Origin of the sequence: Mycoplasma sp. 4079, from assembly GCF_047785185.1 — a bacterium.
In the GTDB taxonomy this organism is placed as follows: Bacteria; Bacillota_I; Bacilli_A; order Mycoplasmatales; family Metamycoplasmataceae; genus Mycoplasmopsis.
Genome location: NZ_JBLNNG010000007.1, coordinates 21,371 through 39,802 on the forward strand (window position 1 = coordinate 21,371; position 18,432 = coordinate 39,802).

Consider the following 18,432-nt stretch of genomic DNA (forward strand, 5'->3'; position numbering starts at 1 on the left):
TTAAAAAGACGTGTAAATAATATAATAATTAAATAAAGGAGTTTAATGAAATTAATATTTAACGATTTGCCAATTTGAGCTCACTTACTCATCTTAGCCGTATTTTTTGCAATTTTAATTGTAATACTAACTTTTGCACATTCTTTCATTCAAAAAACTGTAAGATTAACAAATTCATATAAACAAGTGCAAATTCGAAAATGAAGTCAAGAAAATAAAGTTGTGAATAAAAAGTATTTAGAAGGAGCTAAAAAGATTTTTAAATATATCACTATACCATTTATTATGCTTTCTGCTTGAATTTTTATCTCACTTGTCTTTTCTATTATGGATATAGTATATTCAGCTAGAGAATTAAGTATTAGTGATTCACTTGATACATCTGTTTTATATACATTAATAATAGCATGCAGCTGCATAATAATCACATTAATGTTCATTTTTCATATTGTTATGTATTCTATACAATATGCAAAATTTGTTAAATTACTTAAACAAATTAAAAATAGCAAAATACAATGAAAAGAAAATGCAAAACTATTCACTAAAGCATATGACAATAATGGAAGCTCAACCGACTTTGAACTTAAAAATATTGGCGCAAATAGCGACTTCAATAAATTTATGAATAATGGTGTTATAGGATTAGCTGTCAAAGGTGCAAGAGAGTTGTTTGCTCCTAAATTGTGAAAATGAAACAAAGAAACCTACAGCGATATCACATACTTTGTATTCAATTTTGAAGATATCGAAGAATTTTTAGTTAATGAAAATGATTCGTATGTTAGAGTTTGAAAAGAATTAAATCAAAAGTAAATGAAAATCAACTAGATAGAAAATTCTAGTTGATTTTTTTAATTAATAAAACTTTTTAATTAATTGGTAAAGTGATTCTATAACATTTGTATCATCAACATGCATTGAATCAACATTTACATATTGAGTTTCAAATAATGCATAGTATAGAACCTTACCCTCTTTAAATCATTTAGGTAATATTGCGTTTTTATATAATTTTGTGAAATTTGGAAGTCTATATGAGAGTGTTGTTGCTCTGTTTTTGATTATTAATTTGTCTAATTTCATTTTTTTAGGAAATTCTTTAGTTGAAATTTTTGAATAGAAATAATCTAAAAGATTTTTATGTTCTTCTGTTATATCAATAATTTCTCAACCTCTCATTGTTTTATGTCATACACGAGCTACTACGATGAAGTTTTTAAATAATAAATATGAGAAGTATCCATTCATTAAGATTAAAGCAATGATAATAAGTAAGTTTGTTATTCTAGTAATACCTTTGTCAGTATTTGTTCCTAAAAAATCTTTTAAAAAATATACCGATGCAAGACAAATTGCAAATACATTAAAAATAAATTGAAGCGAAATTAAAATATTTAACATAATGTAATGAAAGTTTCAATATTTATTCATTCTTTCATCTATTTTGTAAGAATTAAAGAATTTTTCATTATTTTGAAAATGTACTGCATTCATTTTTGCATGATTAATGAAGTTTCCATAAGTAATAGCAATAGATGCAAATAGCAATAGTCCTGTACTACTAAATGCAACTGCTAATCAAAAAAATACACTTGACATAAGACTCCTTTTAGTTTATTAATATTTATTTTAATAATTTTACATTATTAAAATTAAAATAAAAATAACTAGATTAATCTAGCTATTTTTCAAATTTATATAATCATTATATTAATGGAATTTCAGCTTTGAATGAATCTCCAATTTTGTTATTTTTAAAACTTGTAGGATCAAAGATATTTGCATCATAGATAATTACAACTTGTTCTTTTTGTGAGTCATATTTAGCTCATTTACTATCTTGAGGATATACTGCCTCTTCTCTGTCTTGAGCAATCATTTTTCAATTTGAACCGTCTTTATTTAATTCGTCTAAGATCGCTTGAACTTTATCTACCCTGTCGTAGTTAATTTCAGTTAAACCTACTATGTCAAACCCTAATGCTTTAATAATTTTTGAGATTGCTATGTATTTGAAATCTCTGGTACTTAGGAATGTTTCATAATCATCAGATGTTCCATAGTTTAACACATTTCAGTGAGCTATACGAAGTGCATTAGCATCTTTTCTATGTAAATCTATAGAATGGTTTGAATGCGGTAAAGTAACATTATTTTTAACCTTAACATCAGTTCACACAGGAGTATGATCTGATAATCTAGCTCTAATTGGTTCTTTAGGTTGATTACTTGTGTAATAATTTAAGTTCATATCTTCAGGAGCAAGCACATTGTTTCTAAATGAACTTCAAATATCAAATTTGAATGTTAATTCAGGTGTATTAACTTGCGTTAATGTTTCTAAATATTGTTTATTTTTGTTTTTAAAGAACATTTTGTCATATGGTTGTGAATATACACCATCTGCTCTACCTAATGATGTATAGTGAGTTTTATCGTCAGATCCACCTAAATCAGTAATTGTGAATTTGTAGCTTCCTGGGTAAAGATTTTGAATGCTAAAGAAATCAGCACTAATGTTTGTATCTCCTCCAAAAATAACATAACTATTATCTTGCGAGATTGCTTCAAAATGTCTTGCTACATTTGGCAACCCTAAGAATTCAGAAACTTCTTGAGCACCTGCTGATTTAGGTTTACCATTTGCTGTTTTAATATTAAAGTAGTCTGTATTTACTGTTTTTTCACCTTTAGCATTTTTAGGAACACCAGGCGAGTCTAAGTGAGCAAAAATTGTTGTGAAATATGTGTCATTATTTTTTAACTTAAATTGAGCGCCAAAAGGAGGTCTAACATATACTGTTCTTTTTTCGCTATTAATTATGTATCCTTCAGGTTCTTCTGGATTAGCTGGATCTGGTTGTGGTTCAGAATTTGGATTTAATGGTGTTTCTCCATTTCCTGATGAAGGTGGAATCACAGGATTAGGTTGAGGATTAGGATTGTTTTGTTGTGGGTTTGTTGGTTCTACAGGAGGATTCTGAGTACCTGGGTTATTAGGTGGAGTAGTTTTTTCTTCAAATGAGAAAACTTGTTCCCCACCTTTGTTATGTAGTTTATCTCAGAAATGAAGAGTAACTTTTTTATCTTTTTTATTAAATCTACATCTAATTTTCTTTGTTCTTAATCTCTTATTGTTAGCATCGGTTTCATTTCTGTATAAGTCGTGTTTTGTTTTATCGAATCTAAAAACAAATTCTTTAACAGTTCCTTTTTTAACAAAAACATTACCATCGTTATCCAAAGTTAAATCAAACTCAACTTCTTTTGCATTATCTTGATCTAATGTTTCTACATAGGTTGTTAATGTTTCTTTTGTATTATCTAATGAAACAGAAACACTAAGAGGTTGTGCAGATAAAGATGTGTTTGATTGCTCTGGATTAGAAGGGTTTTGCCCATTGCTTGGGGTAGCCGGTTTATCTGTTTTTGTTGAGTTACATGAAATAGCAACAGCAGTAGCTGTTGGTATTGAAATAAGCGAAGTTAAAAGTAATTTAAATTTAGTTTGCATACTTGCCTCCTTAATTTAATTTAGTATGAACTAACCATATTTTAATTGTAATAAATTTACAAAATTTGTTAAGGTTAAACTGAAATTTAATTAAATTTTTTTCACATTTTGTGAAAATTAAAAAAGCAAAACCTTTTAAGATTTTGCCTTTAAATTTAAACTTTTTTAATTCTTACTTAATATTTGCATATGGAAGATACTCAGCAGATACTGTGTATCCCGAAGGTAATGAAGTTTGAATTTGACTCTTAATGTATTCAACTGATAGGCTTGAAATATCTTTTCTTGAACCTGTACCGTTAACTAATTCTTTAGTTGTTGTACCATTTTCCTGAACTTTATCAACATATTCGTTTTCTGTGTAGTAGAACTCTGTGTAAATCTTAAATACATCTAATAAATATCATTGACCAGATGCATCTTTAAATTCTAATCAATATGTATTTTGAAGTTCAGGTGTATTCCCACAAACAACTTGTGTATTTGAAACACCTAATGTAAATGCAACTTTAGAGAAGAATTCGACAAATGATTGAACGTTTGTTCCTACTTTTGCCTTACCGATGGCTAATTTTTTAGATGATTGGTCATACCCTTCTTTTAAAGTAGTAACTTGAACTTGTTCTAAATCACTAGCTGAAGTAGGTAATGCTATCTGAGTAGTCATAATAGCATCAATTTTCTTGTTATTTTCCTCAATTTTAGCTAAAAACACTGCTTTTTCAGGATCTGTTGTAGCTTCATCTATTTGAGCTTGTCAAGCAAAGTTTTGTGTTTCAAGTTCCTTTAATTGATTTACTAAATCCATTACTTCTTCATATCTTTGTTCACATAATTCGATATGTTTCTTAGCTGCATTTTTATCTTCATCTGTGAAATTATCATCATTTGATAATAAAATGTCTTTAGATGAGTAATATGGAGATTTAGTAGATGTAAAGAATCCATATGCTGAATTAGGTTCTGTACCAAATCATACTAAATGTTTATGTGTTTCGAAAAACCTAACTGGGTCAGCTTTAAAATCATATGCTTCTCGGTCTGATAATGATGTTTTATTGTATTTTGTTTTATTTAGTGGTGATAATTCTTTAGCATGATCAATTGACTCTTGTTTAAAGATTTTAAATGTATCTGACAACTTACCTGTATCAGGGTTAAATCCATCAATAAAGTAGGCTGGAGAAAATCCATTCCCGATTCCTGATGGTGATTTTGTCATGATATTGTTTTGTAAGTCTCTTTGAATTGTGAATGATCTTGAATCTTCGATCAATCTATATAACACTTTTGCAAATACAGTTTTTACATCTTTTTCAGATTTTGAATAATCATAGTTATTCAATGAACCTTGAACTTCTTTAAAAATGCTTTCAAATAAATCTGATGTAATACCTGAGTTAATCTTGTTATTCATTGAGAAATCGATAATAAAACTTCTATTTTCGCTATCAAATTTAACAATTTTCTCATCTGCTGATTTAGTATCGTCTTCAATAATAACATCCATAAATGGTGTGTTTTTAAAGTAAATTGTTAACGCTTCTTTAACATCTTCAGGTGATATATATCTTTTAGCATCTTCAATGAATACGTTTTTATTAATTATTGATGAAATTTTAGATTTTAATGAAATGTGTTCACTTGTATATTCTTGTTTCTTAAGAAGATCATCTGTCATAGCTACAAGAGCTTCAATAGCTGATATTGAGTCAACACCTTTAGTTGATGGCTTTTTGAAGTATTCAACTATAGCTTCATTTGTTGAAATAACTAATGACCGGAATTTTTCTTTTACATTTTCTGCAACATGAGCTAATTTGTTCTTGAATAAATCCTCATTAACAGAAATTGATTTTGAATCTGGATTAATTACATAGAATTTGTCAACATGAATTTTTAAATTGTCATTATTTACTTCGAATCTGTTTTTGAAAAGGAAATCTCAGTATGTGAATGTATAAGTCATAACATTGTTATCATCGAATTTATTTAATAATTCAACTAAACTTGGCTTTCAAACTTTTCATTCATTTATTTTCTTAATCACTTCTTCATCTGTATTTCTATCTTGTTTTCTTTTTATGAAAACGTTATTATTTTCATAATTTTTAGCATATAAAACTGTTTTATTATCTTCATATAAACAAGATACTGTTGCTAAAGGCATAGTTGCGATAGTTGCTGCACCAAGTAAAAATGGAATTGCTTTTTTACTGAAAAATTTTCTCATAAATTATCCTAGCATTTCTGAATATCTTCATGACTTGATTCCGGCATAAGTTATGACTGAACCCATCATAAATAATAAACATGCAAATGCTAATCCTCCTATTGAATATGCTTTGGTATATTGGTAAGTTTCAATAATTTTTAAATCAAGCGAAACTTTCTTAAGATTTAATGTACTTTCTACATTACTAATTAAAATTGATAATCCAATAATCGCAACAAATGAGACAACAGTTAATATTGCTCAAATAACAACTTTTGTTCTAACGTTTTTCATATACTATCCTTTAATTGTTGAACCTTGTCTACTGATTGAAGCCATAATACGTTTTCTAAATGCTAAGAAGAATAAGAACACAGGAATAATTGAAAGAAGTGATGCAGCTAATTTAACGTTTTGCATTGTATTAGCTCCTGAGTCTGGGTTATTTGGATCAAATCCAGCTTTGAATAATCATACAGACATAACTTGTAAGTCTTGACCACCAATTGTTGAAATAAGTGCTGGTCATAAGTATGAGTTTCATGAAGCAAGAGATGTAAGAATAACGATTGTTAATGTTGTTGGCATAACCATTGGGAATGCAACTTTGAATAAGTATTTCATTCCTCCAGCACCATCAACAAGTGAAACTTCTTTAATTCTTCCAGGGATTGCTTCGAAAGCATTTTTATACATAACTGTATTGAAAATACTTGCTGTGAATGGGAACGCAACTGCTAATAAGAATGTGAAGTAAGTTTTGTAAAGTTTTGTTTTAAGAACAATTAAGTATTGTCCTGATAATAATGCAACTTCTGGTAACACAAGTAAGGCAAGTGCGATAAATCATACAAGACCTTTTCCACGTCAGTTTCTTAGTGAGAATGCATATCCCATTAAAAATGTAACAAATATTTTAAGCACAACAGAAACTATAACGTTCAATCCTGTTAAAGCAAATGCTTTAAGGTATCCTGTTGAGAAGGCTCTTTTGTATGTGTTTGCAACGACTTCAGCTCATGGTTTAATTTGTAAGTTACCGTCGATATATGTTGTACCTTCAGCAAATGAAGGTAAGAATTTAAATTCTTGTTTAAGAGAACCGGCTTCGTAATCATTCATTAATGAAATTGAAATCATGTAGAAGAATGGAAAAAGAACCACGGCTCCAAATAATGCAAGTACAAATAATTTTAAGAATGTAGAGATAAAAACTTTTGATGCAGAAGTTTCTTTTACTTGACTAGCTGATCTCTCTTGATTTTTGCGCAACTTCTTTTGCATCAAGCGCTTGTGAATTCATAACTTTAACTCAAACATTTCTTTCTCCTAAGTTATTTAATGTTAATTGCATCAAGAAGAATCCTCCACGGATCATTGATGAGAAAATTACCCCTATGATAAATAGCGAGATACTTGCTGCTCCGGCTAAATGTCTATTTCCGATTGATGTTGCATAGTACACGAACATCATAAGTGATGATCCCCCGTTATTTAAAGCAGCATCTGGTCTGTTTTCAAATAACGCTAATGGGAATACCTTAAGACCACCAATAATTCCTAATGTAATTAAGAAGTTAATTGTGCTTTTGATTGATGGTAATGTAATTGTGAAAAATTGTTTAACTTCACCTGTTCCATCGATTGATGCTGAACGGTATAAGTTTTTATCAACACCCAACATAGCTGTTGTGAAAATTAAGATATTGAAAGCAAGTCCACTTCAAATACCATTAACAATCATAGCCACAAGAGCATTGAATGTATATGGATTACCTGTTGATAATCATGGAACATTTCTGCCTAAAATTTGGTTGAATAATCCGAATGTTCCGAATAATTGAATAAAGGCTAATGAAACAGCAACAGCGTTTGTAACATAAGGCATAAAGAACACTGTTTGTCAGAAACCTTTTGCTCATTTTCTGTAAAGCTTAGCAATAACCGATGATACTACTAAGGCGATGATCATAACAAATGGTAAAACAAATAAACCATAAATAAATGAGTTTCTTACCCCAATAGCAAAGTATTGGTTTGTAAAAACATTTATGTAGTTTTTAGCTGTTAAATCACCTGAATTTGTTGTTAATGAGTCATAAATATTAATAAATAAAGGTGTGATTGTGAATAATGATAATAGCACAACACCTGGTAATAAGAATAACAATGGAATTCAAAATGGTGTTTTCTTATCTAAAATTGTGTGTGATAAAGTAGATTTTCTTTTTGCTTGTTTCTTTGCAGATCAATTAAACAAGAAAGGAAAATTTTCTTGTATAAAACTATGAAATTTATTTCTTGATATCATATTCTATTCTCTCTTCAGATAAAGCGTCGAAAATGTGTAATTTCTTCATTGGAACATCAAAGTAAATTTCATCATTTTTAGCGAATGAATAGTTGTTGTCTAATAAGAAGTTAATTCTTCCTACTCCATCAACTAAAACAACTAGTTTACTTTCTTTTCCGAAGTTTTCAACTACTACTACTTTACCTTTGAACATAGAACCTTGTTCTTTTGATTTAATAATGAAATCTTCTGAACGAACACCAATGTTTAATGTAATGTTGTCTCTATCTCCATGAAGTTTAATTAATGGAAGAACAACGTCAGCCATTGTAACTACACCATCCTTAACTTCAGATTTGAATAATCCCATTTCTGGCATACCAAGGAATCTTGCAACAAATTGGTTTTTTGGTTTTGAATAAAGTTCCATTGGTGTACCCATTTGTTGAACTCTAGCAGTAGACATACATACAATAATGTCTGAAATAGACATAGCTTCTTCTTGGTCATGTGTAACAAAAACTGTTGTAATACCTAATGATTGTTGAATTTCTCTAATTCATTGACGAGTAGAGATACGTAATTTAGCATCTAAGTTTGAAAGAGGTTCATCCATTAAAAGAATTTGAGGTTTTTTAACAATAGCACGCGCAATAGAAACACGTTGTTGTTGTCCTCCTGATAAACGTGTAGGTTTCTTTTGTAAGATGTGAACGATTTCAACACGTTTAGCAACTTCCATAACTTCATTATGAATAGCTTTTTTAAGACTAATAACTTTCTTAGATAATTCTCTAATTTCTTCTTTTTCTTCTTCGCTTAAAATGCTATCTGTAAGGCTTTTTCTTTCTAATTTCATTGCAGTAGTAACATTGTATTTACTTTCTAATTCTGCTACTAATGCAAAGAAGTGTTTTTCAGCAACTTTTGGTAATCTTTTTAAATCAGATTGTAATGATAAATAGTGTTCATCTTCTTTGATTGATTTTTTGTATTCATCCTTCGCTTCTAAATAAGCTACTTTTTTCTCTGATTTTTCAACCTTGTATCTTGCAAGAATTTCTCTTTGTTTTAATAAAAATTTGTAACGTGTTAATAATTTAATCGCTTTTTGCTCTAACTTAATTACTTTAATTCTGTCTGTTAAAACTAATTCATTTAAATCAATTTCCACTAATTGTGCTGTGAAATCTTGTAATTCTTTAATTCTTGCTTGATATTCTTCATCAGTTTTTAATCTATTGAAATGAATAATTTTCTTATCAAAAGCTTTTAAGAATTCACATTCTTTAAGCTCTCCTAATAAACCATTTGCTTTATCATGAGCAAATTTGTATTTGATATCGCTGATTTTTGTCGCTGAGTCTTTTTTTGTTTTTTTGTTTGTTTTAATTACATTTTTTGTTAATGCTGAAATTTCGGCGTTTTCATGAACTAACGCAACTGTGTATTCTGTGTGTGCTTTTTCAAATCTTTGTGAAATCCTTGAATAAGCTTCACTGTGTTGACGTGAAATTTCATTTTTAACTAATTTGTAATTTTTGAATGCTTTGTTTAAGTGTTCTATTTCTGCTTCTGAGGCACCTAATTTTCTTAAGTAAATGCTACGAATTCCATTTTTAGCTTCCTCTTTTTCTAAATAGAATTTTCTTTGTCATTCTCCATCATTTTTTAATGGGAACGCAATGTTGTGGTAAACACTCATATGAGGGTATAAAGCATAGTTTTGGAAAACGAATCCAATTTTTCTATTTTGAGGTGTAAAGTCTGTAACATCTTTACCTCTGAAAAGGATTTTTCCAGATGTAACTGTTAATAACCCTGCAATAGCATTAAGAGTTGTTGTTTTACCTGAACCTGATGGACCGAGTAAAGTTACTAGCTTACCTTCTGGAATTCTAAAACTAACATTATCTACAGCCAATGTTTCACCAAAGTCAATATTTAAGTTTTTTAATTCAATAGCAGGAATAGAGTCAACATCTGTTGCTTCTAATTCTGAAACATATTGATTAATTTTCTTAATATCATCTTCATGAGTTGATGAAAATAATTTATTTTCGTTTTGTGTCATTTTTTCCTTTCTTTAAGAAATGAATTTAAATTAAATATTCAATTTGATTATTTAATTACTTGAGTTGTTATTTGCTGTATTTTCTGAATTTGATTCTGACTTATTTTCAAGACTTTTACCTAATTCATCGAAAATCCGTCACTTGTTATTTTGTTTATTTATATATACATAAGATTCAATTTGTTCTGGTGTTTCTAGATAATGGAAGAATCCTGAACGATTTACCATCGCTTCTCTGAATGCTAATGCAATTTTTGGATAAATAGTGTTTGCATAGTTAGGTACAGTTGAATCATATTGTATTTTTCAACCTTCTTCTAAACCATTGTATGGTAATGTTAAACCATATCTAGTGATTTCTGTATTGTATGAATATTGGAAACCTTCTCCAAAGAAAATATCGCCAACTATTCTATTGAATGAATCTCTTCCGTTTACAAAACCTACTCTCACTTCGTTTTTAACATTATAGAATTCTGAATTGCGATCTTTAGCGAAAAGAACTCCTTCACCGAATTTCGAAGACAATAATGCGAAACCTAATTCAAAAGGCGCTGAATTTAATTTATCAACTTTTTTCTCTGGTGTATCGATTCCTGAATATCTTATTGAATATCTTTCACCTTTAACAATTTCAACACCACTTGCTAAAGTTTTAGTTTCTAAAGCAACAACATCAGCTGTATCACCATCTGAAACTCTAACAACTTCGCCTCTAAAGGTTCTGTTAGCAATTGCTGGGTCTTCTCAATTAATTGAAAGTTTTTTCATATGTGAATATGATGGTTGTACTAAAAACTGTGTTAAAAGCGGTTGAAATTTTGAAACATAAAAATTAGAAACATTCATTGTGGGCGACATATTAGTTATTGATTTTTCTGAACCATCTTCATTAACTAAAAATGTCTCAAAGTTGTAAGTCATACGTAGAGGTATAGTATTCATATTGTTTAATATACCCATTCTCTCTGCGTCGGAAAGACCTTGTTTAAAATATATTGAACTCTTATCATAAGTCACTTGATAAGGTGCATATTTTTTGAATTTAATTTTTATTTTATATAACTTGTTATTGTTATTTACATCTATTAAATCTAATTCAAAAGTTTTATCTAAAAAACCTTCATCAACACTAATAGATTTATCACTAGGCAATAAGTAATTATCGGCATAATTAGAAAGTTTTATGTGCTTTTGAATTATAGGCATTAAAGTGTCTTGCATATATTTTCTTAATTTCTTTTCCTCAAGACCAAAATAACCTTCTGCCTTACTTGATGGGTTTCTTTGAGCTATTCTAACTCCATCTCCATCTTCAGATAATTCTAAAATATCTCTATTAGGTAGTTGGAAGTTGTATGTCATTTTTATATTTTCATCCTCTTGTTTACATGAAACAACAGATAAAAGCGGTAATGAAACAACAGATGAACCCAATAAGAATGCGAATAATTTATTTTTAATTTTCATTTATTTTATCTCCTTGAAAAAAACAAAAATACAGTTTTATTGTGTAAAACTATATTTTTTCATTTGTTTTTACATGTTAGGATTCTTTGTTAATGTTAGTTATTGTTTGTTTTTGGTTTCATTAATTTAGCAAATGCCTCAAATGATGAAATTTGGTTGTTTGAGTCAGCTTTATTTGAGTTAACTTCAGATTGTAAAGAATCTCAAGCTGCTTGAACTGAACTTCTGAATGAATCTGCTAATTTTGAACCTGGTTCTTCAAATGTTACATATGGTTCTGCATCGGTATCTTGTGATTTAGCAACTTTAGCGAATAAATCATATGCTGTTTGTAAATATGGATTTACTTTTGATTTGAATGCTTCATTTTCTTCAAATCCTTTGTATGGAAGAATGTATCCCATAGCAACTTGGAACATATCACGAGGAGTTAAACCTTCTGAATTAGGGATTGTTTCTTTTCCTTTTTGTGTCACAACTTCATATTTGTCATATGTTTGTGTTGATGTCATTAATCAATGAACAAATGTTCTTGTTGCACGATCACCTTCTGTATTTGAGTGAATACCAATCATTGAAGGACCTTGTAAGTAAACAACATTATATGGATCTTCAGGTAATCATTTAAGAGGTGTTGGACGTGATACTAATTCATCTTCGCCTAAAAGTTCTGTAGCTGAAAGTGATTGAATTACGTAACCAATTTTTGCTAATTCCGCTTTAACTGTTTCATCTTCAGCATTAACTAATTTCGCTTCTGTTAATCCATTTGGAATTAAAAATCCATAGTATTCTGAGTTAGATTGGTTAACAAATTCAGCAATTACAATATTTTGTTCTTTAGCTTTTTCAAATAATTTTGTATTTCCTGTTTTGTTAATAAGAACAAAAAGCATTTTACTTGCTGCAGCGTCATCTGATAATGCATTAAGGAACGCTGTTTGTTCATCAGCAGATTTAAATTTAAGTTCGTATTTGCTTCCTAAGTCTGCATCATTTTTAACTAATTTATTTTTGTATTTTCCGTATCCAAATGAACCGTCATCAAGTTTTGTTAACATGTGTACACCTGGAACTGAAGAGTTAGATGATACTGATAAACTACCACTCTTATTAATTTCTATTGTAGCACCACTGAATTCTGAGTTTTCTAAGTTTGCTACACTCTTACTTTTAATAAAGTTGTGTGTGTATCCTGCTGTTGAACCGATTGAGAATGCAAAACCATGTTTTACTTGCTCATTTGATGAATATTGACCACCAGGGAAAATTTTAAGTCCACCTGATTTTAATGCATCTAATGTTTTGTTGTAAATTTCTTGTGTTTTTGCATATGCAACTGATGCTGGATTGTTAATTACATCATAACTTACTAAGATTTTTCCATCTTGTGTTGAAACAGATTCAATCATAAATTCTGATGCGTTTTTAAGAATTTCAGCTTGTGTTACTTGAGTACCTGCTAATTTAGCAGCATCAACTTCTTTTTTAACAATTGCACTATATAAAGCTTGGTTGTAAAGAGCTGTATAGTCATCTACTCCAAATACGTGAACTCTTGCTTTATCGTTTGATGAGTTTACAAATAATTTTTGTGTAAACTTAGCAAAGTCAAGTAATTCTGCATATGAGTTAAAAATAGCTTTGCTAATTTTCTTAGCATTATCACCTGAACCTTTGTATTGGTTTACTAATTCTTGAACGTTTGAAACTGGTTCACCTCAAATTTTCTTAACACCTTCTCGGTCACCTTGACCTTTACTTTTAATTTCATTGTATTCATCTGTGTAATCTTCTGCAATTTCCATTCCGTTTTCTTTCAATGTGTCTAAGATGTATGAAAGAACTGGTGCGTTAATTGAGAAAATTGTTGTTGATTTGAATGCAGGAATAACTCATGTTGAAGGGTTGTCAATGTTTTGAGTTTGGAAGTTTGAAAGAATGAATTTTTCTGAAAATTGAGATAAGTCTGTGCTGTTTTCTTTTGAACGGCTGTTGAAACTTAAAATCATTTTCTTAGAAGCTAATTCTGAAGCTATAGCTGTATAGTTTAAGATAATGTTTACAAAGTCTGTTGTTTGAGTGTTGTTTAAACCAGTTGTAATATTATCTTTTCCGGCTGTATAACCTGATCCTAAACGTTTTAATTCAACTTTTTGTGCTCCTTCTAAAGTAGGATAAACAGCTTCGTTAAATTTATTAACTAATGCTTGTAAAGCTTTTTGTTGAACTCCACCATCTGAGAATGTGTGACCAATAATAACTTTGTTACTTGTTGTGTCATATGGTCTAGCATCTGAATCAGAGTTTGGACGATACATATTTTGAATTCTTGTACCAAGGGTTGACCCATTAATAACTGATCCATTTAATTCACTTCTTGTGAAAACAACATCATCACCTGGTTCTGTAGGATTTTTTGGATCCCCAGGATTGTTCGGTTTACTTGGATTACTTGGTTTACCTTCGTTACCACAAGAGATTGAAATAACTGGAGCTGTAAGAGCTAATAAAGCTGCTCCGTTAATTAATAATTTTTTGAATTTTGTCATTTTATCTCCTATATTGAAATAAAAATTTGAATAAATTTAAATTGTTTTGTTTAGATATTTTTGTTATGAGATTCTATTAGAAATCAATATACACAAATATTTTTTACGAATATGAATGTGGAAATTTCTAATTTCTAAAATTGAAAAAAAGTCAATTTAATTTCTGTATATTAGATTTCGTATTTATTATAAATAAATAAATAAATTTATTTATAAATATTTTCAAAAATTACTTATTTTTTTCACATTTTGTGAAAAATTAAGAAAAAAATAATTCCACATGTGGATAACTTACACGTGGAATTGAAATTTTAGTCTACTTTATTAAATCATTCAAGCGCAGTTGTTACATCACCTATCTCGCCGATGATTGTAATATTGTCATCTTTATGTAATGTAACATCACCTGTTGCAAGTTTAAAAACCTTATCAGCTGATTGAATTAAAACAATAGTGATACTCTTTTCATTTAAACCAATTTCCTTAACTTGTTTGTTAAATAAGTTTTGGTTCTTAATTTTTGTTGAACCAACAACAAAGTTTCCTCCAATTTCTTGAAGTGTTTCACTATATCTAATAAAGTTTTTGTTAGCTGCAATTAATGCTGTTCTTGTACCTGATTCAAACTCAGGACGAATAATAACGTTAACTCCAATTTGCTTTAAAACTCTTGCATGACGTTTTGTAGATGCTCTTGCAATAATGTTTTTTACTTTAAGTTCTAAAAGTGCAGCAACAATTTCGATGTTGTCTGATACAGCAACAACAACGGTTTCCATTTGGTCAATACCAATAGCTTGAAGTGTTCTTGTATCAGCTGCATCACCAATGATAATTTTGTCAACTTCATCTGCATAAAGTTTCGCATTTTCATCATCTTTATCTAAAATAACAACGTCTTTTTTAAGTTTAATTAATTGATCGATAACAGCTTGACCGAATCTTCCTGTTCCGATAACTACTATTTCATTTTCATATTTGAGTTTCATATTTTCTCCAATCATTAACCAATGATAATGTCAGCTTCAACATATTCATAGGTACGACTAAAATCTTTTTTACGTTTTCAAACATTAAGTGTTGAACTAATTCCAAATTGCCCAATGAACATTACAATAATTAATGTTAATTTTGAAACTATATTTAAGTTTTTTGTAATTCCTGATGATAAACCAGTTGTTCCAAAGGCACTTGCTACTTCGAAAATTAAATTCTCCATCGAGAATCCTTCATTAGGATCTTGCAAGAATGCATTTTCGATTTTTCCACCATAATCTTGGAATGAACTGAATAGAATCATTGAAGCAATAAGAATAATAATTGTTGCAATTGTTAATATTTTTGCAGACATATTAACAGTGTCTTGGTTGATAGCTCTCTTGAACACTCTAACTCTCGGTCTACCAAATAAAATTCTATATAGACCTAGAATTATAAGAGCTAAAGTTGTGGTTCTTATACCTCCACCAGTTGATGCAGGAGCTGAACCAATTATCATCATAAAGATAAACACAAAGGTTGAACCGTGTGTAAAATGTTTCATATTCACAGTAGCGAATCCAGCACTTCTTGTTGAAAGAGATGTGAAGAATACTGCAAAGAATTTATCAAATGTATTTCCGTATAATTGACCTTTTTCAATGTATTGCTTAAGATTTGAGAATTTTTCTAATTCTAAATCTTGGACATTTGCACCTTTTGAGAATCATTCAATGTAAGCTTTGTGAGTTTCATTACCAACACCCACAGGTAAGTGATATTGGTTTCACAACGAATATGGATTTGAAGATGAAAGTTCAAATCCTAAGGAAATTCCAAATCCAATTAGAAATACAATTACATAAGTTGTAAGTGAAACTTTGGTGAATATTGAAAATTTAAATTGTGTATCCTTTCTTCTAAGTTTGCCTTTGATATAAGACACAATGTCGTGAAGAGCTGGATAACCTAATCCACCAATAATAAGCAAGATAATAAAACAAATTTGTAAGAAGTAATTTTGATAATACGGCATAAGTGAAGAGCTTGACATAATATCAAAGCCAGCATTATTGATTGCTGATATAGTATGGAAAATTCCATATTTTAAAGAAAGAACAAAATTACCTTGAGGATTTTTGAATGAACCATCAGTTAAAATTTGTTTCATTCCCTCTGTATGTTTTGGTGTTGCGAAATAGAAATAAAATGTAAGAATAACACTGAATAAACAAATACAAATAAAAATAAATTTAACCGATGAAATAATTAATTTTGTAGTCTGTGTTACATCAGATACACCCCGTTCAGTTTGCATAATTTTAATTTCAGCAAGGGTGGATGTTTTTTTACCAAATAAGTAGTTAATAGCAAAAAACTTAAGTGCAAAAATACCAATTCCACCAGCTAAAATCAAGATAGCAATAATTGCTTGTCCTAAATCATTTCACTGGCTAAATGTATCAACAGTCACTAGACCGGTATCACTAAATGCACTAGCTGTTGTGAAAAATGCATCAATGTATTTAACACGTGCAGCTTCAGGATTTTGTGCTATTGGTGAGAACAAAATCAAACTGGAAACTAGAATAATCAATAAGTAAATAAATAATAAATACTTAAGTTTTGATATGTTGTTTTTTCAATATCAAAACTTTCTAATTAATTTTGCTAATCTCGAGTTCTGAATCCTTAACTTAATACTATAAGAAGTCTTACTCAAAATTCCTCCAAACTTACATTATTAAATGTAATTTAATTATATTAAATTAAAAAAATTCATTATTAAAATGAATTTATTAAATTATTTTTTATTTTTTTCAGCATTCATTGATTTCATAATTTGACGAATTTGTGTTTCTGATGCTGTTCTACCCATTTGTTTGAACATTACTCTAATCATTTTTTCATTGATAGGTGGGTTTTCTCTAAGTTGTTTTTCAAACATTCTTTTAGCAATAAAGAATGTTACTAAAGCAGCTGCAATAACTACAAATATTACAACAGCGATAATCATTCCAACAAATGCTCCAGTTTGCATTTCAACCATAATTATTCTCCTTAAAATAAATTTTGTAATAAGTTTTAATAATTAAATTAAATATATTTTATTTTATCATAGTTTGTCTTATTAAAATCTTTTAAAAAGTTAACCAATAAATCTTTAGCAGCTATTAAATCAGAAATTGAACAAACACCAATAGGGCTATGTAAATATCTTTGTGGAAGTGAAATTGTTAAAGTTGCAGCTCCACCTTTTGCAAATTGAAGCTCATGAGCATCTGTACCTCCACCCATTGCAACAAATTTGTAAGCTGGAATTTCATATTTAGCAGCAACTTCTTCAAAGAATTGAACTAATTTTGTATCCATTAATGTTCCACCATCTTTAATTCTAAGAGCAGCACCTTTAAATAATGCTGTTGTTCCTGAAATTACATCTGGTGTATCGTGTGAAGAAGTTGTATCAAGTGCTATTGCAACATCTGGATTAACAAGTGCAACTGAACTTCTTGCTCCTCTTGTTCCAACTTCTTCTTGAACTGTTCCAACTAAATATAAATCAACATCTAGATCTAAATCAGCAACTTCATTTGCAATAAATTCTAAAACGGTTACACCTGCTCTATTGTCCATTGCTTTTCCACCTATTAAATCAGGATTATCAAATAAAATAGTTTCTCCACTCATTTGAACTCTATCACCAATTGTTACTCCTGCTGCTATTGCTTCTTGTTCATTTTTAAATCCAAAATCAGCATAAAGTTCATTATTAGTCATAGCTTTTGAAACTTTAGAATTTTCCATAATGTGAATACTTGTGTGTCCAAATACACCTAAATATTCTTTGTTTGCTGTGATTAATTTAGCTTTTGTTCCAATAACTGTTGAAGCTCAAATTCCACCAATTGGACTTAATAATAATTGTCCTGATTTTTCAATTCTTCTTACAATGTAGCCTACTTCATCCATATGTGCTGCAATCATAACTTTTGGAGCAGATGAATTTTTAGATGGTTTGTGAAAAATGATTGAACCTAATTTATCTCTTGAAATTCTGTAAACTGATGAAATATTTTTTCTTAATTCATCTGCTACAGGTTCTTCGTATCTTGACATAGCTTCGATTTCTAAGTATTTAATTAATTGATTTTTAAATTGTTCTTTGTTGTTCATAAACACCTTCTGATTTGTAAAAATAGCTTTAAATTAAAGTTAATTTAAATTATATAAATCTTTATAAATTTTTTTAATTTTGTTTTATAATATTTTTACTAATTGCGTGAGTGGTGAAATTGGCAGACACGCTAGATTAAGGCTCTAGTGGGGCGA

The 18,432-nt window shown here is 29.3% G+C and carries 14 protein-coding genes; 1 reads left to right on the top strand and 13 read right to left on the bottom strand.

Features of this window, described 5'->3' with window-relative positions; genetic code table 4:
* Nucleotides 1–45: 45 nt before the first annotated feature.
* Nucleotides 46–816, top strand: a complete 771-nt coding sequence (locus ACMZI9_RS01900; RefSeq protein ID WP_416099147.1) for a hypothetical protein — start codon at nucleotides 46–48, stop codon at nucleotides 814–816.
* Between the two features lie 42 nt (nucleotides 817–858).
* Here the strand turns inward: ACMZI9_RS01900 and ACMZI9_RS01905 are convergent, their stop codons facing one another.
* From ACMZI9_RS01905 to ACMZI9_RS01965, 13 genes are all read right to left on the bottom strand, one after another.
* On the bottom strand, nucleotides 859–1,602 hold the full coding sequence (locus ACMZI9_RS01905) for a hypothetical protein (RefSeq protein ID WP_416099148.1): 744 nt from the start codon (nucleotides 1,600–1,602) through the stop codon (nucleotides 859–861).
* 106 nt (nucleotides 1,603–1,708) lie between these two features.
* On the bottom strand, nucleotides 1,709–3,517 hold the full coding sequence (locus tag ACMZI9_RS01910) for a hypothetical protein (protein ID WP_416099149.1): 1,809 nt from the start codon (nucleotides 3,515–3,517) through the stop codon (nucleotides 1,709–1,711).
* A 172-nt stretch (nucleotides 3,518–3,689) separates the two neighbouring features.
* On the bottom strand, nucleotides 3,690–5,750 hold the full coding sequence (locus ACMZI9_RS01915) for a hypothetical protein (RefSeq protein WP_416099150.1): 2,061 nt from the start codon (nucleotides 5,748–5,750) through the stop codon (nucleotides 3,690–3,692).
* 3 nt (nucleotides 5,751–5,753) lie between these two features.
* A complete protein-coding gene (locus ACMZI9_RS01920; RefSeq protein ID WP_416099151.1) occupies nucleotides 5,754–6,026 on the bottom strand; it encodes a hypothetical protein in 273 nt (90 codons plus the stop codon).
* Nucleotides 6,027–6,029: 3 nt separating this feature from the next.
* Entirely contained in the window at nucleotides 6,030–7,052 is a 1,023-nt protein-coding gene (locus tag ACMZI9_RS01925) for a carbohydrate ABC transporter permease (protein ID WP_416099152.1), read from the bottom strand.
* Entirely contained in the window at nucleotides 6,976–7,992 is a 1,017-nt protein-coding gene (locus ACMZI9_RS01930; RefSeq protein WP_416099153.1) for a carbohydrate ABC transporter permease, read from the bottom strand. Before ACMZI9_RS01930 ends, ACMZI9_RS01925 begins: the two co-directional genes overlap by 77 nt.
* Before the next feature lie 34 nt (nucleotides 7,993–8,026).
* Nucleotides 8,027–10,099, bottom strand: coding sequence for an ATP-binding cassette domain-containing protein (locus tag ACMZI9_RS01935; RefSeq protein ID WP_416099154.1), 2,073 nt, complete (start codon nucleotides 10,097–10,099; stop codon nucleotides 8,027–8,029).
* Between the two features lie 51 nt (nucleotides 10,100–10,150).
* Nucleotides 10,151–11,569 carry a thermonuclease family protein gene (locus tag ACMZI9_RS01940; protein ID WP_416099155.1) on the bottom strand — a complete coding sequence of 473 codons (1,419 nt, stop codon included), beginning with the start codon at nucleotides 11,567–11,569 and terminating at the stop codon, nucleotides 10,151–10,153.
* Nucleotides 11,570–11,664: 95 nt separating this feature from the next.
* Complete coding sequence (locus ACMZI9_RS01945) at nucleotides 11,665–14,121, bottom strand: P68 family surface lipoprotein (RefSeq protein WP_416099156.1); 2,457 nt, start codon at nucleotides 14,119–14,121, stop codon at nucleotides 11,665–11,667.
* Between the two features lie 311 nt (nucleotides 14,122–14,432).
* The gene (locus ACMZI9_RS01950) at nucleotides 14,433–15,110 is read right to left on the bottom strand and encodes a potassium channel family protein (protein ID WP_257088853.1); all 678 of its coding nucleotides are present in this window, start codon (nucleotides 15,108–15,110) and stop codon (nucleotides 14,433–14,435) included.
* Between the two features lie 14 nt (nucleotides 15,111–15,124).
* Complete coding sequence (locus tag ACMZI9_RS01955) at nucleotides 15,125–16,822, bottom strand: potassium transporter TrkG (protein WP_416099157.1); 1,698 nt, start codon at nucleotides 16,820–16,822, stop codon at nucleotides 15,125–15,127.
* Nucleotides 16,823–16,903: 81 nt separating this feature from the next.
* A complete protein-coding gene (locus ACMZI9_RS01960) occupies nucleotides 16,904–17,149 on the bottom strand; it encodes a YneF family protein (RefSeq protein ID WP_323177362.1) in 246 nt (81 codons plus the stop codon).
* A gap of 47 nt (nucleotides 17,150–17,196) precedes the next feature.
* Nucleotides 17,197–18,276: a M42 family peptidase gene (locus ACMZI9_RS01965; protein ID WP_416099158.1), complete on the bottom strand. Its 1,080-nt coding sequence runs from the start codon at nucleotides 18,274–18,276 to the stop codon at nucleotides 17,197–17,199.
* Between the last annotated feature and the right edge of the window lie 156 nt (nucleotides 18,277–18,432).